Origin of the sequence: Bradyrhizobium sp. USDA 4541 (assembly GCF_024171085.1) — a bacterium.
In the GTDB taxonomy this organism is placed as follows: domain Bacteria; phylum Pseudomonadota; class Alphaproteobacteria; order Rhizobiales; family Xanthobacteraceae; genus Bradyrhizobium; species Bradyrhizobium australafricanum.
In genome coordinates this window covers 3778017-3798563 of record NZ_JALJZF010000001.1, presented here as the reverse complement: position 1 = coordinate 3798563, position 20547 = coordinate 3778017, and the positions used below count along the sequence as shown (strand labels likewise).

The 20547-nt window shown below is 65.2% G+C and carries 19 protein-coding genes; 10 read left to right on the top strand and 9 right to left on the bottom strand.

Annotated features, from left to right (window positions below):
- Positions 1-129 precede the first annotated feature (129 nt).
- The 7 genes from J2R80_RS17765 to J2R80_RS17735 all read right to left on the bottom strand — a co-directional run bounded on the left by J2R80_RS17765 (position 130) and on the right by J2R80_RS17735 (position 6001).
- Positions 130-1299, bottom strand: coding sequence for a mandelate racemase/muconate lactonizing enzyme family protein (locus J2R80_RS17765; protein ID WP_253589603.1), 1170 nt, complete (start codon positions 1297-1299; stop codon positions 130-132).
- A 135-nt stretch (positions 1300-1434) separates the two neighbouring features.
- A complete protein-coding gene (locus tag J2R80_RS17760; protein WP_253589602.1) occupies positions 1435-1695 on the bottom strand; it encodes a DUF3297 family protein in 261 nt (86 codons plus the stop codon).
- Positions 1692-2168, bottom strand: a complete 477-nt coding sequence (locus tag J2R80_RS17755; protein WP_168856944.1) for a glutathione peroxidase — start codon at positions 2166-2168, stop codon at positions 1692-1694. The genes J2R80_RS17760 and J2R80_RS17755 overlap by 4 nt, the downstream gene beginning before the upstream one ends.
- A gap of 1 nt (position 2169) precedes the next feature.
- Positions 2170-3561 (bottom strand): amidase family protein, encoded by a 1392-nt coding sequence (locus J2R80_RS17750; protein ID WP_168856943.1) that lies wholly within the window; start codon positions 3559-3561, stop codon positions 2170-2172.
- A gap of 71 nt (positions 3562-3632) precedes the next feature.
- Positions 3633-4199: a c-type cytochrome gene (locus tag J2R80_RS17745; protein WP_253639025.1), complete on the bottom strand. Its 567-nt coding sequence runs from the start codon at positions 4197-4199 to the stop codon at positions 3633-3635.
- Between the two features lie 111 nt (positions 4200-4310).
- Positions 4311-5582 carry a sorbosone dehydrogenase family protein gene (locus J2R80_RS17740; RefSeq protein WP_253625783.1) on the bottom strand — a complete coding sequence of 424 codons (1272 nt, stop codon included), beginning with the start codon at positions 5580-5582 and terminating at the stop codon, positions 4311-4313.
- A 161-nt stretch (positions 5583-5743) separates the two neighbouring features.
- Positions 5744-6001 carry a DUF6894 family protein gene (locus J2R80_RS17735; RefSeq protein WP_028332662.1) on the bottom strand — a complete coding sequence of 86 codons (258 nt, stop codon included), beginning with the start codon at positions 5999-6001 and terminating at the stop codon, positions 5744-5746.
- A 319-nt stretch (positions 6002-6320) separates the two neighbouring features.
- Here J2R80_RS17735 and pqqA point away from each other — a divergent pair, with 319 nt between their 5' ends.
- From pqqA to pip, 6 genes are all read left to right on the top strand, one after another.
- A complete protein-coding gene (pqqA, locus tag J2R80_RS17730; RefSeq protein WP_035635412.1) occupies positions 6321-6401 on the top strand; it encodes a pyrroloquinoline quinone precursor peptide PqqA in 81 nt (26 codons plus the stop codon).
- A 160-nt stretch (positions 6402-6561) separates the two neighbouring features.
- Positions 6562-7491, top strand: a complete 930-nt coding sequence (gene pqqB / locus J2R80_RS17725; RefSeq protein ID WP_253639024.1) for a pyrroloquinoline quinone biosynthesis protein PqqB — start codon at positions 6562-6564, stop codon at positions 7489-7491.
- A 20-nt stretch (positions 7492-7511) separates the two neighbouring features.
- Complete coding sequence (gene pqqC / locus J2R80_RS17720) at positions 7512-8267, top strand: pyrroloquinoline-quinone synthase PqqC (RefSeq protein ID WP_253640981.1); 756 nt, start codon at positions 7512-7514, stop codon at positions 8265-8267.
- Positions 8268-8333: 66 nt separating this feature from the next.
- A complete protein-coding gene (pqqD, locus tag J2R80_RS17715) occupies positions 8334-8642 on the top strand; it encodes a pyrroloquinoline quinone biosynthesis peptide chaperone PqqD (protein ID WP_057014898.1) in 309 nt (102 codons plus the stop codon).
- Positions 8639-9883 carry a pyrroloquinoline quinone biosynthesis protein PqqE gene (gene pqqE, locus J2R80_RS17710; protein WP_253639023.1) on the top strand — a complete coding sequence of 415 codons (1245 nt, stop codon included), beginning with the start codon at positions 8639-8641 and terminating at the stop codon, positions 9881-9883. Before pqqD ends, pqqE begins: the two co-directional genes overlap by 4 nt.
- Positions 9873-10844 (top strand): prolyl aminopeptidase, encoded by a 972-nt coding sequence (gene pip, locus J2R80_RS17705; RefSeq protein ID WP_076823966.1) that lies wholly within the window; start codon positions 9873-9875, stop codon positions 10842-10844. Before pqqE ends, pip begins: the two co-directional genes overlap by 11 nt.
- Before the next feature lie 66 nt (positions 10845-10910).
- Here pip and J2R80_RS17700 read toward each other — a convergent pair whose 3' ends face one another.
- Positions 10911-13292, bottom strand: coding sequence for a caspase family protein (locus J2R80_RS17700; protein ID WP_253639022.1), 2382 nt, complete (start codon positions 13290-13292; stop codon positions 10911-10913).
- Between the two features lie 184 nt (positions 13293-13476).
- On the opposite strand from J2R80_RS17700, the gene J2R80_RS17695 reads away from it, so the two are divergent.
- The 4 genes from J2R80_RS17695 to J2R80_RS17680 all read left to right on the top strand — a co-directional run bounded on the left by J2R80_RS17695 (position 13477) and on the right by J2R80_RS17680 (position 19106).
- Positions 13477-14148 carry a DUF4286 family protein gene (locus tag J2R80_RS17695; RefSeq protein ID WP_253639021.1) on the top strand — a complete coding sequence of 224 codons (672 nt, stop codon included), beginning with the start codon at positions 13477-13479 and terminating at the stop codon, positions 14146-14148.
- Positions 14149-14437: 289 nt separating this feature from the next.
- Entirely contained in the window at positions 14438-16237 is a 1800-nt protein-coding gene (locus J2R80_RS17690; protein ID WP_076823960.1) for an FAD-dependent oxidoreductase, read from the top strand.
- A complete protein-coding gene (locus J2R80_RS17685) occupies positions 16207-18054 on the top strand; it encodes a 2-oxoacid:acceptor oxidoreductase subunit alpha (RefSeq protein WP_018273082.1) in 1848 nt (615 codons plus the stop codon). The genes J2R80_RS17690 and J2R80_RS17685 overlap by 31 nt, the downstream gene beginning before the upstream one ends.
- A complete protein-coding gene (locus tag J2R80_RS17680) occupies positions 18051-19106 on the top strand; it encodes a 2-oxoacid:ferredoxin oxidoreductase subunit beta (protein WP_057014892.1) in 1056 nt (351 codons plus the stop codon). Before J2R80_RS17685 ends, J2R80_RS17680 begins: the two co-directional genes overlap by 4 nt.
- Positions 19107-19188: 82 nt before the next feature.
- On the opposite strand, the gene J2R80_RS17675 is transcribed toward J2R80_RS17680, so the two are convergent.
- A complete protein-coding gene (locus J2R80_RS17675) occupies positions 19189-20385 on the bottom strand; it encodes an ABC transporter substrate-binding protein (RefSeq protein ID WP_309143762.1) in 1197 nt (398 codons plus the stop codon).
- Between the last annotated feature and the right edge of the window lie 162 nt (positions 20386-20547).

Genomic DNA, 20547 nt, shown 5'->3' with positions numbered 1-20547 from the left:
CGCCCTGTTCTCATGAGTATATCCGGAAATGAGCAATGTTCAATAATTTTTGAGCGTCGCTCACGAAATTTTGCGAGCAAGCTCGGGCCCACCCCGCGCCCCCGGCGGATTGGCAATCGCTGGCCGGACTTAGTCCGCCAGCGCCTTCATCTCCTTGTAGAGATCGGATTTGCCCTCGAAGCCGATGCCCGGAAGGTCGGGCATCACGATGTGGCCACCCTCGACGCGCACGCCGTCCGGGAAGCCGCCATAGGGCTGGAACAGGTCGGGGTAGCTCTCATTGCCGCCGAGGCCGAGGCCGGCCGCGATGTTCAGCGACATCTGGTGGCCGCCATGCGGGATGCAGCGGCTCGGCGACCAGCCGTGGGTCTTCAGCACCTCGAGCGTGCGCCGATACTCGCAGAGCCCGTAGGACAGCGCGCAATCGAATTGCAGCCAGTCGCGGTCCGGCCGCATGCCGCCGTAGCGGATCAGGTTCCGCGCATCCTGGTGGCTGAACAGGTTCTCGCCGGTCGCCATCGCCCCCGGATAGAACTCGGCCAGCGCGGCCTGCAGCGCGTAGTCGAGCGGGTCGCCGGCCTCCTCGTACCAGAACAGCGGATACTCGCGCAGCATCTTGGCGTAGGCGATCGCGGTCTCCAGATCGAAGCGGCCGTTGGCGTCGACCGCAAGCTGCGCCGCGCTGCCGATCTCCTTCAGCACCGCCTCGATGCGCTCGCGGTCCTCGCCAAGCGGCGCACCGCCGATCTTCATCTTCACGACGTTGTAGCCGCGGTCGAGATAGCCGCGCATCTCCTTGCGCAGCGCGCCGAGGTCCTTGCCAGGATAGTAATAGCCGCCGGCGGCGTAGACGAACACGCGCGGATTGGCGGTGCGGCCGTGGCGCTCGGCGAGCAGCCGGAACAGCGGCTTGCCCGCGATCTTCGCCACCGCGTCCCACACCGCCATGTCGATGGTGCCGACCGCGACCGAGCGCTCGCCATGGCCGCCCGGCTTCTCGTTCGACATCAGCGTCGACCAGACCTTGTCCGGATCGAGATTGCCGCCATCGGCATCGAGCAGCGATTTCGGATCGGCTTCCTTGAGGCGCGGCGCGAAGCGTTCGCGGATTAGACCGCCCTGCCCGTAGCGGCCGTTGGAATTGAAGCCGTAGCCGACCACCCGCTTGCCGTCGCGCACCACGTCAGTGACCACGGCCACCAGGCTCGAGGTCATCTTTGTGAAGTCGATATAGGCGTTGCGGATCGGCGAGGAGATCGGTTTTGTGATTTCGCGGACGTCGACGATGCGGACGGACATGGCGCTGCTTTCGCAATTTGTTAGGCACGTCATTCCGGGGCGATGCGAAGCATCGAACCCTCAGGTGCGCAGTTGCGCACCGAGAATCTCGAGATTCCGGGTCTGGTCCTTCGGACCATCCCGGAATGACGGTTGCTACGTCTTGTCCCGGAAATACGGCTCGACCGGCCCGTGCACCTTGATGGTCAGCGGATTGCCGTAACGGTCCTTGGCATTGCCGGCGGTGACGCGGACCCAGCCTTCGCTGATGCAGTACTCCTCGACATTGGTCTTCTCGGCGCCTTTGAAGCGGATGCCGACATCGCGGGCGAGAATATCCGCATTGTAGTACGGGCTGTTCGGATCGACCGAGAGGCGGTCGGGGAATTGGTCGTTGGTGTCGTTGTCGTCGCTCATAGCAGCGCCTCGATGTCCTTCCTCAATCCTTCGGGCCGGGCGGTCGGCGCATGCCGCGCCACGACCTTGCCGGCGCGATCGACCAGGAACTTGGTGAAGTTCCATTTGATCGCGGGCCCGAGCAGGCCCGACTTCTCACGTTTCAGGTGTTCGTACAATGGATGCGCACCTGAGCCATTGACGTCGATCTTGGCGAACATCGGAAACGTCACGGCGTAGTTGGTCTCGCAGAACGCGGCGATCTGCTTCGCATCGCCCGGCTCCTGCGCGCCGAACTGGTTGCAGGGAAAGCCGAGCACGGCAAAGCCGCGCGCCGAGAGGCCGGCGTGCAGCTCCTGCAGGCCCTTGTATTGCGGCGTGAACCCGCAGGCGCTCGCCGTGTTCACGATCAGCAGCACCTGGCCCTCGAACCGCTGCAGCGGCACGTCGTCGCCGGCGAGCGACTTGGCGGTGAAATCGTAAACCGTCGCCATCTCAACTGACCGGATCGATCGGCGACGACGGCGTGCCACCGGCCTCGACCGCCTCGCCGGCGGCAAGGCAGAGATCCTCGCGGTAGCGTCCGGCCACCAGTTGCACGCCGACCGGGATCTGTCCCACGAGACCGGTGGAGACCACGAGCCCGGGAAGCCCCATGAACGGGATCGCGATCTGCGGCAGCTGCGCGTGCCACACCCGCGCAAACGACGCCTCGTCCTTGCGGTCGAGATGGTCGGGGAACGGCAGCTCGCCGGACACCGGCATCAGCAGCACCGGATATTTGTCGAAGAAGGCGAACCATTCGCGCGTCAGCGTGGCGCGGCGGGTCAGCGCCTGCGACAGGTCGAACGGATACACCCGGGCGCGGACACCGCGCAGGCAGGCCAGTGCGCCGGGATCGCCCTCACGCTCGGCGAAGGCGAGCTGGGCCTCATAGCCGTCGCCGAGCCAGAGCCGGGTCTGGATCTCGGCCGCCTCGCGCAAGGACGGCGTGTTTGCAATTTCCTCGACGATCCAGCCGGCCTTCTGCAAGCGCTTGCCGGCATCGGCCACCGCGGCGACCACTTCCGGCACCGGATTAAGACCATCGGGATTGAGGCACATCGCAACGCGCTTCTCGCGCGGCGGTCCCTCGAGCGGCACCGGCGCATACCAGGGGTCGCGATAGTCCGGCGCCGACATCGCCGCGAGCGAGATGCGCAGATCGTTGATGGTGCGCGCCAGCGGGCCCGACACCGCGCTGATCTGCGGGCCGATCGGCCGCTCCGGCAAAGCCGAATTGAAGGCCGGGATACGGCCCATGCTTGGCCGCAGGCCGTGCACGCCGCAGGCATAGGCCGGATAGCGCACCGAGCCGGCGATATCGGTGCCGTGCGCGATGTGGCCGATGCCGGCCGCGACCGCCGAACCCGCGCCGCCGGACGAGCCGCCCGGGGTGATGCCGGGATCGCGCGGGTTCTTGGTGTCGCCGTGAATGAGGTTGGTGGTGAACCAGCGATAGGAGACCGCCGGACAATTGGTGCGGCCGAGCAGCACCGCGCCGGCCTTGCGCAGATTGGCGACCACCGGATTGTCGACCTTGGCGATGACGTCGCGCTGTGCCTTCAGCCCATTGGTGGTGGCGTAGCCCTCCTGGTCGACATTGACCTTGATGGTGACCGGCACGCCGGCGAGCGGCCCGACCGCCTCGCCGCGCGCAATGGCCGCATCGATCTTGGCCGCCTGCGCCAGCACGTCGTCCGGCCGGTGATCGACCACCGCGTTGAGCTTCGGGTTGACCGCGTCGAGCCGGGCGAGCCCCGCCTCCGCTGCCTCCTTCGCCGACACCTTCTTCGATCTGATGAGGCTGGCGAGCTCGGCCGCCGACAGACGCCAAATATCCTGCATGTGCAACTCCGTGTGACGCTGCGTTTTAGCGCCGCGCGGAGAACATGGCCAGCGGTCCGCCGCCTGATGTTTCAGCGGACATGCGCGATGTAATAGGCAAGGTCGCCGATCTGCTCCTTGGTGACCGTCTGCATCACGTCGGCCATGGTGGCGTCATAGCCGTGGCGGCTGTTGTCCTTGTATTCGGCCAGCGTCTTGGCGAGGTAGTCCTCGCGCTGGTTGGCGATGCGCGGCACGTTGTCCTTGCCGGAGAAATCGGTGTTGTGGCAGCTGTTGCAGCGGTTCTGCTGCGCCAGCGCCTGGCCGCGCGCCATCCGCGCCGGATCGCCGGCGTCAGCGGGCGGCGTGGGCTTCGGCAAGGTCGCGATGAAGTCCGAGAAGCTGCGCAAATCATCGTCGGTCAGCGGCTTCGCCATCTCGTTCATCGGGTCGAACACCCGCAGCTTCTCGCGGAACATGAAGAGCTGGATCAGCGCATAGGGCGCCGTCTGGCCGCCAAGCGACGGCGTGTTCTCGGTCTCCGACGTGCCATGCTCGCCATGGCAGGCAAAGCACGCCGCGGCGCGCTCCTGGATGGTCTCGGCATTTGCGGAAAGAGCGGATGCAACCAGGAGCACAGGGATCATGAACTTACGCATCGGCTGCTCCTGACTTTCAGTGTCATTCCGGGGCGCCCGAAGGGCGAACCCGGAATCTCTAGATTCCGGGTCTGGTGCTGTCGCACCAGCCCGGAATGACGTTGGTGGTTGTTACTGATTGGCGACCTTCGGCTTGCCGTAGCTGACGCGATAGACCGCGCCGTTCCAGTCGTCGGAGACCAGCAGCGAGCCGTCCTTCAGCAGCATCACGTCGACCGGGCGGCCGACATACTTGTTGTCTTCGAGGAAGCCGGTCAGGAACGGCTCCATCGACTTCACGGTGCCGTCCTTGTTCAGCCTGACGGCGACCACGTCACCACCCTGCTTCTGCGACTTGTTCCAGGAGCCGTGACGCGCGACGAAGATCACGTTCTTGTAGGTCTTCGGGAACATGCTGCCGGTGTAGAAGCGCATGCCGAGCGACGCGGTATGCGGGCCCATCAGGCCGACCGGCGCGGTGTAGTCCTTGCAGGTCTTGCCCCAGCCGAGCTCCTGGTCGATGATGTTGCCCTGGTAGCAGTACGGCGCGCCGAAATCCTCGCCCGCCTTGGTGATGCGGTTGAGCTCGTCTTCCGGCACCGTCTCCGACAGCCAATCGCGGCCGTTGTCGGTGAAGTACATCTGCTTGTTCTCGGGATTCCAGTCGAAGCCGACCGTGTTGCGCACGCCGAGCGCGTAGACCTCGGCGCCGGAGCCATCGAGATTCATGCGGCGGATCTGGCCGTGGTCGGCATCATGCAGCACGTTGTTGCCGGGCTGTCCGACCGGAACATAAAGCTTGTTGTCGGGACCGACGGCGATGAACTTCCAGCCATGCGCCTCGTCCTTCGGCAGCTTGTCGTAGACGACGGTGGGCTTCGGCGGGTTATCCAGATTGTCCTCGATCTTGTCGATCTTGGAGACCTTCGAGAGTTCGGCGATGTAGAGCGTGCCGTCCTTGAAGGCGACGCCGTTCGGACGATAGAGACCGGAGGCGATCACCTTGACCGAGCGCTTGCCGTCCTTGTTGACGATCGCATAGACCTTGTCGACGAGGCGGCTGCCGACGAACACCGTGCCCTTGTCGCCGAGCGCCAGCGAGCGCGCATTGGCCATGCCGGCCGCATAGACCTCGACATTGAAGCCGGCCGGCACCTTGAGCTTGGCGAGCGGCAGCTTGTCGGGCGCGGACGGCAGCGGCGGCGGCGCCACCGGCGCGAGCTTGGCGGCGGCTTCATTGTCGGGACGCCCGATCAAGGGCGAGCCAGGCGGCAGCGGCTGGGCGGCAGGGGCGGCACCTGCCGCCGGCGCGGCCGGCTGTTGCGCCGCAGCAGAGAGCGTGAACGCCCCGAGCATGACCCCCGCGAGCAGCAAGCTGCGCGGTGCGAACGAGTGTTTTTTCATGAAGATCTCCCCTGGGTGGAAGCCGTTGTTGATTGCGCCATTGACGTCGCCCGGCGCCGTTCGGCTTTCCGTTCATAGTCTTGCGAATTTGTCCGGACAATTGCAATCGGAAGCATGCCGGACATCGGCCAACGCATGGTTGTGGCCGCGCGGGGCCAGCGTCAGTGCCTTGTCATCGAGCGGTCCGGGCGATCGAGGATCGCCTCCGTGAATGGAAACTCCAGCACGACCTCGCCCTCGTCGTCGGTCACCTCGATCACGGCGCTGAGCAGCGCGCCGTCGGCGCCCTCGGTCTTGAGCAGTTCGCGAATCATCGCGCGCGCCATTTCCCACGCACGATCCGGGTCCCGCAGGATTTCGCCGTCGGGATCGGAGATCAGCTCGTCGCCGATACGGGTGTTGAAGAAATAGCGTGGCATCGGCTGAACTCGGCTCGGTTAGTCGCCTCCCGTCGCGGGGAAGCACAGGATCGTCACCGGGACCTTCGGAGGACCGCGGGCAACTGTTTACTTATTCCAACATTCACCGTGTGGCGAACAACAGGAAAAAGGTCTGATGCCACGGGCTTTTGACGGGAAACGCGCGCACAAATTTGTGAGTGGGTAAGATTTGCTTGCCGCAGTGCAGCATGCCCTTCGAGGCGGCACCTTACAGAAAATTTAACTGGCGAACTTTTCCAACCACAGTAGTTTACTCTGCAGGGCGGAAAGTTCGTCCGGTTGCAACAAGGAGAGCCAAATGGCCTGGAAAGCACCGAAGATCGTCGAAGTGTCGGTCGGCATGGAAATCAACATGTATATGTGCGCAACCCGCAAGTAAGCGGCAGCGCCACATACACGTTTAGCGTTTTAGCGCAGGTGGACATCCGGGCGTAACGCGCTCCCGACCAAGGGAGTGTGTTTCAAATCCGGGGTCCACCTCGTAACGTTTCTGGGTCTAACAAACTTCTCCAGGGCCAAGCTTCTCCAGGGGACGGATCATGCTTCGTGTCGTCGTCCTGGGTGCCGCGGCGGGTGGCGGCGTTCCGCAGTGGAACTGCGGCTGTGCCGTCTGCAGGACGGCGCGAAGCGACCATCCCGAGCTGCAGAGCACGCAAGCCTCGATCGCGGTCAGCGGCGATGGCGTGCACTGGTTCCTGGTCAATGCATCCCCGGATCTGCGCCAGCAGTTGATTGTCACGCCGCAGCTGCATCCGAAGCACGGCGCACTGCGCCACAGCCCGATCGCGGGCGTCATCCTCACCAATGGCGAGATCGACGCGGTCGCCGGGCTGCTGTCGATGCGCGAGGGTTCGCCGTTCACGATCTACGCGCATGAGCGGGTGCTGGCGATCCTGCGCGCGAACAGCATCTTCAATGTGCTCAGCGACAAGAACGTCGACCGCCGGCCGATCGCGGTCGACCAGGCCTTCGAACCGGCCCTGCCCGACGGATCGCCGTCCGGGCTCGAGGTGCTGCCGTTCGAGGTTCCCGGCAAGGGCGCGTGGTATCTCGAGGGCAAGGCGCATCCGGCGGGCGCCGACGGCGTCGGCGATACGCTCGGCCTGCGTATTGCGGACCGGCGCAGCGGCAAATATTTCTACTTCCTGGCCGCCTGCGCACGGGTGACTGACGACCTGAAATCGCGGCTCAAGGGCGCCCCGCTGGTGTTTTTCGACGGCACGGTGTGGCGCGACGACGAACTGATCGCGGCGGGCCTTGGCAACAAGACCGGCCAGGGCATGGGCCATATCGCGATGTCGGGCGATCAGGGTGCGATCGAAAGCCTCGCCGGGCTCGACATCGGACGAAAAGTGTTTTTGCATATCAACAACTCCAACCCGGCGCTGCTTGGGACCTCGGCCGAACGCAAGGCGGCCGAACAGGCGGGCTGGCAGATTCCCTCCGACGGAACGGAGATCGTGCTGTGAATGTCGTGCTGACCTCAGGAATGACCGCGCTCTCGATCGGCAGGGGCATCACGCTCGACACTGCCGAGGAGATGGAGGCGACGCTGCGCACGATCGGTGCCACGCGCTATCACAGCCTGCACCCGTTCCACCGCCTGCTGCACGGCGGCAAGCTCAACAAGGGCCAGGTCCAGGCCTGGGCGCTGAACCGCTATTACTACCAGAGCACGATCCCGCTGAAGGACGCGATGGTGATCTCGCGCTTCCGCGACCGCAACACAAGGATCGAATGGCGCCACCGCATCGAGGATCACGACGGCGATCTCGGCAATGAAGGCGGCATCGAGCGCTGGCTGAAGCTGACCGAAGGCCTCGGCCTCGACACGGCTTACGTGGAGTCCACCGAAGGCATCTTGCCGGCGACGCGCTTTGCCGTCGAAGCCTATGTGCATTTCTGCCGCGACCGCACCCCGCTGGAGGCGATCGCCTCCTCGCTCACCGAACTGTTCGCGCCGAACCTGCACGAGGAGCGCATCTCGGGGATGCTGAAGCACTACGACTTCGTCAACCCCGACATCATGAGCTATTTCAGCCGCCGCCTCACCCAGGCGCCGCGCGACGCCAGCTTCGCGCTTGATTATGTCAAGCAGCACGCCAAGACGCCGGCGGAGCGCGAAGCGGTCTGCAACGCGCTGATCTTCAAGACCAACGTGCTGTGGGTGCAGCTCGACGCGCTGTATCATGCGTATGTCGACGGCCAGATTCCGCCCGGCGCGTTCGTGCCGAAGACAGGTTAGAGCATGATCCGGAAAAGTGGGAGCCGGTTTTCCGAAAGATCATGCTCAGACAAAGAGACTTAGATCATGGCCAGCCGCAACATCAGCGTCAGCGAGACCAGCCGGCCGAAACTGCCGCGCCATACCAAGCTGAAATTCGACGAAACGCGGCAGGTCTGGGTGATCCTGGCGCCGGAGCGCGTGCTGGCGCCGGATGAGATCGCGGTCGAGGTGCTGCAGCTGTGTGACGGCATGCGCAGTGTCGCCGAGATGGTGGACCAGCTCGCCGAAAAATACGCCGCCCCACGCGAGGCGATCGCGACCGACGTGATCGCGATGCTGCAGGATCTGGCCGACAAGGGTTTTCTCACCGAAGCGCGCGAGAGCACAGCATGAGCGACACGCTCGCCGACACCAAGACGACAGCGCCGGGCCCGAGCGCAGCCCCAAGCGATGGGCTCGCCGTGCTGGAGAGCCGCCGCTCGGCGGCCGAGACCTACGGCATTCCCCTTGCGGTGCTGCTCGAGATCACCCACCGCTGCCCGCTGCAATGCCCCTACTGCTCGAACCCGGTCGAGCTCGACCGCGGCTCGACCGAGCTCACCACCGACGAATGGAAGAAGGTGCTGAGCGAGCTTGCCGAGCTCGGCGTGCTGCAGATCCATTTCTCCGGCGGCGAGCCGACCGCGCGCAAGGACATCATCGAGCTGGTGCAGCACGCGACCGATGTCGGGCTCTATTCCAACCTGATCACCTCGGCCGTGCTGCTGACCAGGGACAAGCTTTCGGCGCTGGCCGACGCCGGCCTCAGCCATGTGCAGATCAGTTTTCAGGGTAACGAGCCCAACGTCGCCGACCGCGTGGCAGGGCTGAAGGACGCGCACAGAAAGAAGCTCGAGGTCGCGAAATGGACGCGCGAGCTCGAATTGCCGCTCACGGTGAATGCGGTGATGCACCGGCAGAACCTGCATCAGCTGACCGACATCATCCAGATGGCGGTCGACCTCGACGCCGACCGGCTCGAGGTCGCCAACGTGCAGTATTACGGCTGGGCGCTGAAGAACCGTGCCGCGCTGATGCCGACGATCGAGCAGATCGAGGAGACCAGCCGCATCGTCGAGGAAGCCCAAATGCGCCTGAAGGGCACGCTTGCGATCGACTATGTGGTGCCGGATTACTACGCGCTGCGGCCGAAGAAATGCATGGGCGGCTGGGGCCGCCAGTTCTTCAACATCTCGCCGGCCGGCAAGGTGCTGCCGTGCCACGCCGCCGAAAGCATCACCGGGCTCGAATTCGAATCGGTGCGTTCGAACCATTCGATCGCCTGGATCTGGCAGAACTCGGAGGCCTTCAACCGCTATCGCGGCACCGGCTGGATGCCGGAGCCGTGCAAGTCTTGCGAATTCCGCGAGGTCGATTACGGCGGCTGCCGCTGCCAGGCCTTTGCGCTGACCGGCGATGCCGGCAACACCGACCCGGCCTGCGCGCTGTCGCCGCGACACGCGGAGATCTTCAAGCAGGCCGAGCAGGAATCCGCCGGCACGCAGAACCGTTTCCTGTATCGCAACTTCGCCGGCGGCACGTTGGAGACGGACCACCCCCGGAACGAATCCCAGGACAAGCGCAATGGCGCCTGACGCCGACGTCGGCAAGGCCGCGAGGCGTGCCGATCCCTTTGCGCCGCTGACGTCGGAATGGCTCGACGTCGGCGATGGCCACGATCTCCATGTCGAGAGCGTCGGGCGCGAGGGTGGCATTCCCGCGGTCTATCTGCATGGCGGCCCCGGTAGCGGCTGCCAGCCCGATCATCGCCGGCTGTTCGATCCCGAGCGCTTTCACGCCGTGCTGTTCGACCAGCGCGGCTGCGGCCGCAGCCGGCCGAAGGGCAGCCGCGACAACAACACGACGCAGCACCTGATCGCGGACATGGAGAAGATCCGCGAGCGCTTCGGCTTCGCGCGCTGGATGGTGGTCGGCGGCTCCTGGGGCGCGACGCTGGCGCTGGCCTATGCGCAGGCCCATCCCGAGCGGGTCAGCGGGCTCGCACTGCGCGCGACGTTTCTCGGCACAGCCGAGGAGCTGGACGACGTTTTCCTGCGCGCCCTGCCGCGCTTCTATCCCGCCCTCCACGAGGACTTCCTCAACTTCCTGCCCGAGAGCGAGCGCGCAGCACCGCTTGCGGCCTATTATCGCCGCATCCTCGATCCCGACGCCGCCGTGCATGCGCCGACCGCGCGCGCCTGGCACGACACCGAACGCGCGTTGTCGGAGCACACGCCGAAGCAGACGCGGCTCGATCTCAAGGCCTCAGGCGCCCTGCCCTCGACGCCGTTCATGGAGGCGCACTACTTCGCCAACGATTGCTTCATGCGGCCGCGTCAATTGATGGACGAGGCCGGCAAGCTCGCCGGCATTCCCGGCATCCTGGTGCAGGGCCGTTACGATCTGTTGTGCCCGCCCGCAACATCGCACGCGCTCGCCGCGCGCTGGCCGGGCAGCGAGGTTCGCATCATCGATGGCGCCGGCCACATCCTCTACGATCCCGGCATCCGCAACGCCGTGATGAAGGCGATCGCCGACCTCGCGGCCAAGCGCTAGACCGCCGCCGGAACGCACCCGACGTCAAGGAGCCGGTGAAGAACTCGACCGGCTCCCTTGCTTCCCTCAATGTTTGCACTTGCCGGGAGGACATGCCGGCGCTACCCGTGGCGCCGCGGCCGCGGGCCTTGGCGGCGCCGCCATCCGCGGTGGCGGCGCTGCATGTTGCACCTGCATCGCCGGCCGAGGCGGCGGCGCGGCGCGCGGAGCCGGTGCCGGCGCCGGACGCGGCGGCAAAGCCGCAGCACGAGGTGGCGGGGCAACCGGCCGCGGCGGGGGAGCCGCAGCCCGCACGGGCGGAACTGCGGCATGGACCGGCGGAGCTGCCGCATGCGCCGGCGCGGGCCGGGAGACCGGCGCCGGCGACACTGCGGCGCGCGCGGGTGCCGGGTGCGCCGCCGGCGTCGGCCGTGTCGACATCGCGCTGTTCGCCGGCGACGGCGCCGCCGAGGGCTTCACGTTTGCGGTCGGCGCGGTCGCCGCATGCGGAAGCGGTTGCGCACCTGGCTTGCCGGCGGCCGCGGGTGAGGCGGGCGCGTTTGTCGCCGGCGCGGCACCGGGCTTGGCCGGAGGAGCAGGCTGCGCATTGGCAGGCGCCATGGCAGTCGCCGGCTTGCCCGGCACCACCGCATTCGGCTTTGCGCCAGGTTGCGCGGCGCCGGGTTGTGCGGCTCCCGGCGGCACAGCGCCATGCTGCATGGCATTGGCCGGTGCGGTCGCCGACTGCGGCAGCGGCGGTCCATTTTTCGCGCCCGGCAGGGTATGCGCACCCGGCGTGCCCTGCGCGCCCATCGCATTCGGAGCGGCGGCAGCATTCGGAGTGGCAGCAGCGTTCGGCGCCGCGGCAGCGTTCGGTGCGGCGCGCGGAGCTCCCATCGCCGCGCCCTGCGCGGGCGTCGCGCCTTGCGGAGCGCCCGGCAGATTGGCGCGCTGCATCGCCGCGGCCGGCAGTCGCGGTGCCGCCGTCACCGGCGCGCCGCCCATCGCCGCCGTCACCCCGGCCGCATGGAGCTGCGCCGGCGTCGGGTTGGGATTGTTGATGACCGTGTTGATGACCGTGGTGTTGTGGATGTTGTTGAACACGATGTTGTTCTGCGGCGGCACGACATAGGCCGGTGCGGCGACATAGGCCGGCATCGCCACGAACATCGGCGTCGGCAGCACGTACAGGCCGATCGGCGGCGGCGGTGGCGGCAGCACGACGAAGTCCGGCGGCGGCGGCGGCAGGAAGAACACCGGCGGCGGCGGTGGCGGCGCGAAGGCGAACACCGGATCGCTGTAATACAGCACCGGGCGGTCGACATAGTCGATCTCGTCGGGCGGCGGCGGCGGCACGTCGTAGTCGAGCACCGTGAACTGCGCCGGCGGCTCCAGCGCGGCCGACAGATAGGCGAGCCGGCGCCGGCAGTCGTAGGCATGCGGCCCGCGCGGATAGCGCCGCAGATACGACCAATACGCATCAGTCGAGTCGGCGTTGTAGGTGCGCCGCCAGGTGATCGCCTCGCGCCGCGCCGCCACGATCGCGCGCACGCGCTTGGCCAGCGGATCGTTCGGATAGGCCTGCAGGTAATCCTCGTAGCCCTGCAGCGTGTCGCGCTCCAGCGCCGCGGCGTAGGCATCCTGCGCCGAGAAATCGCGGATCGGCTTGGTGCGCAGCCCGGCATCGACCTGCTGCGGCGGCGCGTCCGGCTTGCGCTCGAAGAACATGAAGGGCGCGTCGACCTTGTGCGCATCCCACGGGATCTCGGCGCCCTTGGTCATCTCGTTGACCCGCAGGCGGACGCGGTCGAACACCTCGGGCAGAGTCAGGCCGCCGGTGCGGATCATTTCCGCCAGTGCTTGCGCGTAAGGCCCGTAGGGCGGCGCACCGTCAGGAGCAACGGTGCCGGGCGCCGAGTTGAAGGCGATCAGCATCTTCGGATCGGGATCGACCAGCGCAAGACCGCCGGCCAGCGGCTGGCCTTCCTTGGCGAAGGGATTGCTGCGCGCCGCATCGAGCACGATCACGCCGGCCTTGATCGGCAGCGCCGAGAGTTGGTGGCTGTAGTCGGAGATGCGGATCGCCTCGACCGGCACGTCGGTGTCGCGGGCAATCTTGGCATCGACCGGCACGAAATAGTTCTCGCCGGTGAGCTGCACGCCGTAACCGGCGAGATAGACGAAGGCGACGGCATTGGGCCCCGCCTCCTGCACCTTCTGGATGAAATCGCGGAACGATTTGCGCAGCGTCTCGCCGTCGAGATCGCGTGCGCCGATCACGTCGAAGCCGGCGGCCTGCAAGGTCTGCGCGATCAGACCGGCGTCGTTCGCGGCGGTCTGCAACGCGCCGGCCTCATAGGCGCCGTTGCCGACGACAAGTGCGAGACGCTTTTCCTGATCCTGCGCATGCACGGGAAGCGAGGCGAGCGACACCAGACCGACGATCAATGCCCACAGAATGCGTGCCATGGTGGTCGTCCCTTTTCTTCTCGAGAGTTGGCGTAACGAATGAAATGCTACCTCTGTGAACCGGTGCTGAACAGCATTGCAGCAATTGTGGCAATCCTTGGTCTGTGGTGACGGGAACCGGCTTCCCTGGTTTGCGCGATCAGGCGATATTGCGCGGATAAAACAGGCAAAAGAGGAGCACTCGATGCCAATCGCCGGACAAGGCATGCTGCTGACTTCGATGGATATCGACAGCTTGCACGAAGCTGAATTCAATCGCTGGTACGACCGCGAGCATCTCGAGGAACGGGTCGCCATCGACGGCTTCCTGGAAGCCCGCCGCTACGTCGCCCATGACGGCAAGCCGAAATATCTCAGCCTCTACTCGACCGCGACCTTCGATGTGCTCGAGAGCCCGGCCTATCGCAAGGCGCTCGCCAACCAGACCGACTGGTCGAAGGCCAATATCGCGCGCTTTCAGAACATGATCCGCGGGGTCGCGCGCATCATGATCAGCCGCGGCGTCGGCAGGGGCGCAGCGCTCGGCATCATCCGCCTGCGCCCGCCCGCCGAAGGCGCGGACAAACTTCGCGCTGCATTGCGGGAGCAACTCGATCCAGCTTCGCGCGACGGCATCATCTCGATGCACCTTCTGGAGAACGACCCTGATCTGTCGAAACCGCTCACGCCGGATGCGGCGAAACCCGATCCCGGGGCCGGCGACTGGTTCGTGCTGATCGACGCCACCGACGTCGGCGCGATCCCCGCAGCGGCCGCAGGCATCACCGGCAATGCAGCCTTGAAGCCGCTCGTGGTCACCAGCGGCGTCTACAGGCTGTTGTGGGATATCGCGAAGAGCGACCTTCCGCGCGAGTAAGCCTGATCCGAAAGCGTGCGAAGCGCTTTCCCGAAAAACATCTTCTCAAGCAAACGTGGCGGTGCAGATCATGCTGCACCGCCACATAACGCAATCGAGATTAACGCTACACGCGCATCAGCCGCGCGAAAGCTGATGATCGGACAATTTAGCCTTTGCCTTCTCTGGAACGGCTCTAATAAGATAAGCCTATGATCCAATTCAAAAACCAGAACAACGCCACGTGAGCGTTCGTCGTCAACGATAAGGCCGCGCGGGTCTGGCATTTTCGCGCGGGTCAAAGGTAGGAATGAAACCGACTGATATCTCGGCGCCTGACTACTTCCACAAAGTAGTCGATTGCCAATGGGCCTGTCCCGCACACACACCCGTTCCCGAGTACATCCGGTTGATTGCTGAGGGGCGTTACAGCGACGCCTACATGATCAATTGGAAGTCCAACGTGTTCCCCGGCATTCTCGGGCGCACCTGCGACCGTCCATGCGAGCCAGCATGCCGCCGCGGCCGGGTCGAGGACAACCCGGTCGCGATCTGCCGCCTGAAGCGCGTCGCAGCCGACTTCAAGGACGACATCAAGCATCGGCTGCCGAAGCCCGGGCCGAAGAACGGGAAGCGCATCGCGCTGGTCGGCGGCGGCCCTGCCTCGCTCGCCGTGGCGCGCGATCTCGCGCCGCTCGGCTATCACTGCACCGTGTTCGACGGCGATCCCAAGGCCGGCGGCATGATGCGCAGCCAGATTCCGAAATTCCGCCTGCCCGACAGCGTGATCGACGAGGAGACCGACTACATCCTGAACCTCGGTGTCGAGTTCAGGGGTGGTCAGCGCGTCGACAGCCTGAAGCAGCTGCTCGCCGAGAACTATGACGCGATCTTTGTCGGCTCTGGCGCACCGCGCGGCCGCGAGCTCGACATCCCCGGCCGCAAGGAGGGCGCCGCCAACATCCATATCGGCATCGAGTGGCTGGCCAACGTGTCGTTCGGCCACGTCGACAAGATCGGCCGCCGCGTCATCGTGCTCGGCGGCGGCAACACGGCGATGGATTGCTGCCGCACCGCGCGCCGCCTCGGCGGCGAAAGCGTCAAGGTGATTGTCCGCTCCGGCTTCGAGGAAATGAAGGCTTCGCCGTGGGAGAAGGAAGACGCGCTTCACGAGGACATCCCGATCCTGAACTACATGGTGCCGGTGGCGTTCAAGCATGTGGCCGGCAAGCTGATCGGCGTCACCTTCCAGAAGGTGAAGGCGGAGTACGACGCCAAGGGCCGCCGCAATCTGGTGCCCTCGGGCGAGCCGGACGAGACCGTGCCCTGCGACGATGTGCTCGTTGCGGTCGGCCAGGAGAACGCGTTCCCCTGGATCGAAGCCGATTGCGGCATCGAATTCGACAAGTGGCACATGCCGAAGGTCGATCCCAAGACGTTCGTCTCGACCAATCCGAAGGTGTTCTTCGGCGGCGATGCGGCGTTCGGGCCGAAGAACATCATCTGGGCGGTCGCGCATGGCCACGACGCCGCGCTCTCCATCCACCGCATGCTGTCCGGCGAGGACATCAACGAGCGCCCGCTGCCCGAGGTGCACGTCTCCTCGCAGAAGATGGGCATCCACGAGTGGAGCTACGACAACGACATCTCCGCCGACAAGCGCTTCAAGGTGCCGCATCGCGACAAGGTGGTCGCGCTGAAGGACATCCGCGCCGAGGTCGAGCTCGGCTACGACCTCAAGCTCGCGCTCGGCGAGGCGCAGCGCTGCCTGAATTGCGACGTGCAGACGGTGTTTTCCGCGCCGCTCTGCATCGAATGCGACGCCTGCGTCGACATCTGTCCGATGGACTGCATCAGCTTCACCGAGAACGGTGAGGAGGATGATTTGCGGCAGCGGCTGAAAGCGCCCTCGCCGCATCACGACCAGGCGCTCTACGTCTCCGGCGACCTCAAGACCGGCCGCGTCATGGTGAAGGACGAAGACGTCTGCCTGCATTGCGGGCTGTGTGCCGAGCGCTGCCCGACCGGCGCCTGGGACATGCAGAAGTACCTCATCGATATGGTTCAAGCGGGATCAACATGTCAGTCCAAAGCCCGATCAGCAGCGTAAACGACTTCGTCGTCCGCTTCGCCAACGTCAACGGTTCGGGCTCAGCTTCCGCCAACGAACTGTTCGCGCGCTCGATTCTGCGCCACGGCGTGCCGGTCTCGCCACGCAACATCTTCCCGTCCAACATCCAGGGCTTGCCGACCTGGTATGAGGTGCGCGTCACCGAGGACGGCCATCTCGGCGCCCGCGGCGGCGTCGACTTGATGGTGGCGATGAACCCGCAGACCTGGGACAAGGACGTCGCCTCGATCGAGCCCGGCGGCTATCTGTTCTACGATTCGACCAAGCCGATGCCGTCGTCGAAATTCCGCGAGGACATCACCGTCATCGGCGTGCCGCTGACCGCGATCACCAACTCGACCTACACCGATCCCAGGCAGCGCCAGCTGTTCAAGAACATCATCTATCTCGGCGCGCTCTGCGCCCTGCTCGACCTCGATCCCAAGCTGGTCGAGCAGCTGATCGGCGAGCAGTACAAGGGCAAGGAGAAGCTGCTGTCCTCCAACGTCCATGCGCTGCATCTCGGCCGCGACTGGGCGCTGCAAAACCTGAAATGTCCGCTCGGGCTGCGGGTGAAGAAGTCCGACAAGGTCGGCGACCGCATCTTCGTCGAAGGCAACAGCGCGGCCGCGCTCGGCGCCGTCTATGGCGGCGCCACCGTGTGCGCGTGGTATCCGATCACACCGTCATCATCGGTGGCGGAAGCCTTCACCAGCCACTGCAAGAAGTACCGCCACGATCCCGAAACCGGCAAGGCGAAATACGCCATCGTGCAGGGCGAGGACGAACTCGCCTCGATCGGCATCGTGATCGGCGCCTCCTGGAACGGCGCACGGGCCTTCACCGCGACCTCGGGTCCCGGCATCTCGCTGATGACCGAGTTCATCGGCCTGTCCTATTTCGCCGAGATCCCGGCCGTGATCATGAACATCCAGCGCGCCGGCCCTTCGACGGGCATGCCGACCCGCACCCAGCAATGCGACGTGATCGCCTGCGCCTATGCCTCGCACGGAGATACCAAGCACGTGCTGCTGTTCCCGGAAGATCCGGCGGAGGCGTTCGAGTTCGCCGCGGCCGCCTTCGACCTCGCCGAGCGGCTGCAGACCACGATCTTCCTGATGCTCGATCTCGACATCGGCATGAACCACCGGCTGTGCCGCCCGCTGAAGTGGGACGACGCCAAGCAATACGACCGCGGCAAGGTGATGACGGCGGAGATGCTCGAGGAAGGCCGCGACTTCGGCCGCTATCTCGACGTCGACGGCGACGGCATCCCCTATCGCACCTATCCCGGCACGCATCCGACCAAGGGTTCCTACTTCACCCGCGGCACCTCGCGCGACCGCTACGCGCGCTATTCCGAGGAAGGCGCGGTCTATGCCGACAACATGCAACGCCTGGTGCGCAAGTTCGAGACCGCGCAGGACATGGTGCCGCGGCCGCTGCAGGCCAATGCGGCGAAGCCGACCAAATACGGCGTGATCTATTTCGGCTCGACCTCGCCCGCGATGGACGAGGCAATCGGGATCCTGGAGGCGCGCGGCCATCAGCTCGACCGCATGCGGATCCGCGCGTTCCCGTTCCACTCCAGCGTCGCGAGCTTCATCGCCGACCACGACTTCGTCTACGTGGTTGAACAGAACCGCGACGCGCAGCTTCGCCAGCTGATCGTCAACGAGAACGGCATCGACCCCGTCAGGCTGGTGCCGATCCTGCACTATGACGGCACACCGATCACCGCGCGCTTCATCGCAGGCGCCATCGGCGACCACCAGGATCATCTCAAGGTGACCCCTCTCCGCAAGGCCGTGACATGACCTACATTGCAAAGCCGAAGTTTCATCATCCGGGCCTGAAGAAGAACGAGCTGGGCTATACCCACCGCGACTATGAGGGGAAGATCTCGACGCTGTGCGCCGGCTGCGGTCACGATTCGATCACCGCCTCGATCATCGAGGCCTGCTACGAGCTCTCGATCGAGCCGCACCGGGTGGCGAAGATTTCCGGCATCGGCTGCTCGTCGAAGACGCCGGACTATTTCCTCGGCAATTCGCACGGCTTCAACTCGGTGCACGGCCGCATGCCGTCGGTCCTGACCGGCGCCAACCTCGCCAACCGCGACCTGATCTATCTCGGCGTCTCCGGCGACGGCGATTCCGCCTCGATCGGCTTCGGCCAGTTCGCGCATTCGATCCGGCGCGCCGTCAACATGACCTACATCGTCGAGAACAACGGCGTGTACGGCCTGACCAAGGGCCAGTTCTCGGCCACCGCCGACCGCGGCTCGAAGTCCAAGAAGGGTGTCGTCAATACCGACAACGCGATCGACCTGGTCGCGATCGCGCTGCAGCTCGGGGCCACATTCGTGGCGCGCTCTTTCTCCGGCGATAAGACCCAGCTGGTGCCGCTGATCGCGGCTGCGATCCGCCACCAGGGCGCGTCCTTCATCGACGTGATCAGCCCCTGCATCGCCTTCAACAACCACGCCGGCTCGACCAAGAGTTTTGACTATGTCCGCGAGCACAATGACGCGGTGAATCGCCTCGACGTGCTGGTCGGCCGCGATCCGATCAGCGTCGACTATGCGCCCGGCACCGTTCAGGTGGTCGAGCAGCATGACGGCTCCAGACTGGCGCTGCGCAAGCTCGACGCCGACTACGATCCGCATGATCGTCTGGGCGCGATGACCTTCCTGCAGAAGCACGCGGCCAAGGGCCAGATCGTCACTGGCCTGCTCTATGTCGATCCGGATGCCGAGGATCTGCACACCCATCTCGACACCGTCGAGACGCCGCTCAACACGCTCGACGAACAAGCGCTGTGCCCGGGTTCAGCCGTGCTGGACAAGATCAACGCCAGCCTGCGCTGAGCAGTGGCAGCACACTCCGTGTCGTCCCTGCTCCCGTGCGCAATTGCGCACTAGGCAGGGACGACAGCGGAGTTGGTGACGGCTACTTGTCGCTCAAGACGTCGCCGAACAGCGCCCAGGACTTGCCGTCGAACCGCGCCATCTGGATTTGCCGGATCGGCGTCACATTGTCGGGCTCGGTCTGCACCTTGATGCCGGGCAACAGCATCGGCAGCTCGAGCGCCTTCAGATTGGTCGCCTGCTTGATGATGTTGGCACGGCTGTAGTCGCCGTTGCAGTTCTTCAGCACCGCCGTCATGACCTGCGCCACCGTGTAGCCCTGCACGTTGAAGAGGTCGCCCGGGCTCGCATTCGGCTGGTACTTCTTCATCCAGTCCGCAAACTCCTTCTGCGCGGGATCGTCGGCCCAGCGCGGATCGGTCGGATCCTTCAGATAGAGCCCGGTCACGACGCCGATGACGTTCTCGAGACCGGCCGGTTCAAGCACCGCGGAGACCGAGTTCGAGACGGTCGGCAGGATGGTCAGCGGCTTCCAGCCCATGCTCGCCGCCTTGCGCAGCGCCTGGGCCGCGAATTTCGGCGTCGCCTCCGCGAAGAAGACGTCCGCGCCGGACTCGCGCATCGTCACCATCTGGGAATCGATGGTGGGATCGGTCGTGAGATACGTGGTCTCGGCGACGATCTGGCCGACATGCTCGCCGAGCCCGTCCTTGAAACCCCTCAGATAGTCCTTGCCGGCGTCCTCGTTGGGCGTGATGACGGCGATCTTCGCATCCGGCTTGGTCTTCAGGATGTATTTTGCGTAGAGCCGGCCTTCGAGCTCGTAGGTCGGATTGAAACCGACCGTCCACGGGAACTGTTTTGGATCGTTCCAGCGCGTCGCGCCGGAGGACACGAACAGCTGCGGCACGCGCTTGATGTTGAGGTACTTCTGCACCGAGATGTTCGGCGCGGTGCCGACCGCGCTGAAGATCGCGAGCACCTCGTCCTGCTCGACGAGCTTGCGGGTCTGCTCGACGGTCTTCGACGGTGAATAGGCGTCGTCGAGACTCTCGAAGTCGATCTTGCGGCCGTTGATGCCGCCCTGATCGTTGAGCATCTGGAAATATGCGGCTTCGGCACGCGCGATCGTGCCGTAGGCCGACGCCGGGCCGCTATAGGGCGCGGTGTTTCCTATTTTGATCGCGGTATCGGCTGCCACGGACGGCGAGATCAACGAGGCCGTGAGCGCGGTGATGGCGAGAAAGCCCGCCAGGCGGGAGCGAGTTGACAAGAGCATATCCTTTTCTTGGTTTTCTTGACGCGGCGCACATTATCCATCGCGTCCGCGCAGGCAATCACCAAGAACGTCTCGCGAGATTTCCGCATGCCGGCAATCGCGCTCGCGCATAGAACGCCATGCGCTTTCAAAGTCGGAATGTTGCCGGCATGTTCATGATGT

What these genes read in the sequence shown, in the direction of transcription:
- pip (WP_076823966.1), top strand. Translation starts at nt 9,873, where the DNA reads ATGGCGCCTGACGCCGACGTCGGCAAGGCCGCGAGGCGTGCCGATCCC.
- J2R80_RS17740 (WP_253625783.1), bottom strand. Translation starts at nt 5,582, where the DNA reads ATGAAAAAACACTCGTTCGCACCGCGCAGCTTGCTGCTCGCGGGGGTC.
- pqqD (WP_057014898.1), top strand. Translation starts at nt 8,334, where the DNA reads ATGGCCAGCCGCAACATCAGCGTCAGCGAGACCAGCCGGCCGAAACTG.
- J2R80_RS17750 (WP_168856943.1), bottom strand. Translation starts at nt 3,561, where the DNA reads ATGCAGGATATTTGGCGTCTGTCGGCGGCCGAGCTCGCCAGCCTCATC.
- J2R80_RS17690 (WP_076823960.1), top strand. Translation starts at nt 14,438, where the DNA reads ATGAAACCGACTGATATCTCGGCGCCTGACTACTTCCACAAAGTAGTC.
- J2R80_RS17745 (WP_253639025.1), bottom strand. Translation starts at nt 4,199, where the DNA reads ATGCGTAAGTTCATGATCCCTGTGCTCCTGGTTGCATCCGCTCTTTCC.
- pqqB (WP_253639024.1), top strand. Translation starts at nt 6,562, where the DNA reads ATGCTTCGTGTCGTCGTCCTGGGTGCCGCGGCGGGTGGCGGCGTTCCG.
- J2R80_RS17760 (WP_253589602.1), bottom strand. Translation starts at nt 1,695, where the DNA reads ATGAGCGACGACAACGACACCAACGACCAATTCCCCGACCGCCTCTCG.
- J2R80_RS17685 (WP_018273082.1), top strand. Translation starts at nt 16,207, where the DNA reads ATGTCAGTCCAAAGCCCGATCAGCAGCGTAAACGACTTCGTCGTCCGC.
- J2R80_RS17735 (WP_028332662.1), bottom strand. Translation starts at nt 6,001, where the DNA reads ATGCCACGCTATTTCTTCAACACCCGTATCGGCGACGAGCTGATCTCC.
- J2R80_RS17765 (WP_253589603.1), bottom strand. Translation starts at nt 1,299, where the DNA reads ATGTCCGTCCGCATCGTCGACGTCCGCGAAATCACAAAACCGATCTCC.
- J2R80_RS17675 (WP_309143762.1), bottom strand. Translation starts at nt 20,385, where the DNA reads ATGCTCTTGTCAACTCGCTCCCGCCTGGCGGGCTTTCTCGCCATCACC.
- pqqC (WP_253640981.1), top strand. Translation starts at nt 7,512, where the DNA reads ATGACCGCGCTCTCGATCGGCAGGGGCATCACGCTCGACACTGCCGAG.
- J2R80_RS17755 (WP_168856944.1), bottom strand. Translation starts at nt 2,168, where the DNA reads ATGGCGACGGTTTACGATTTCACCGCCAAGTCGCTCGCCGGCGACGAC.
- J2R80_RS17700 (WP_253639022.1), bottom strand. Translation starts at nt 13,292, where the DNA reads ATGGCACGCATTCTGTGGGCATTGATCGTCGGTCTGGTGTCGCTCGCC.
- J2R80_RS17695 (WP_253639021.1), top strand. Translation starts at nt 13,477, where the DNA reads ATGCCAATCGCCGGACAAGGCATGCTGCTGACTTCGATGGATATCGAC.
- J2R80_RS17680 (WP_057014892.1), top strand. Translation starts at nt 18,051, where the DNA reads ATGACCTACATTGCAAAGCCGAAGTTTCATCATCCGGGCCTGAAGAAG.
- pqqA (WP_035635412.1), top strand. Translation starts at nt 6,321, where the DNA reads ATGGCCTGGAAAGCACCGAAGATCGTCGAAGTGTCGGTCGGCATGGAA.
- pqqE (WP_253639023.1), top strand. Translation starts at nt 8,639, where the DNA reads ATGAGCGACACGCTCGCCGACACCAAGACGACAGCGCCGGGCCCGAGC.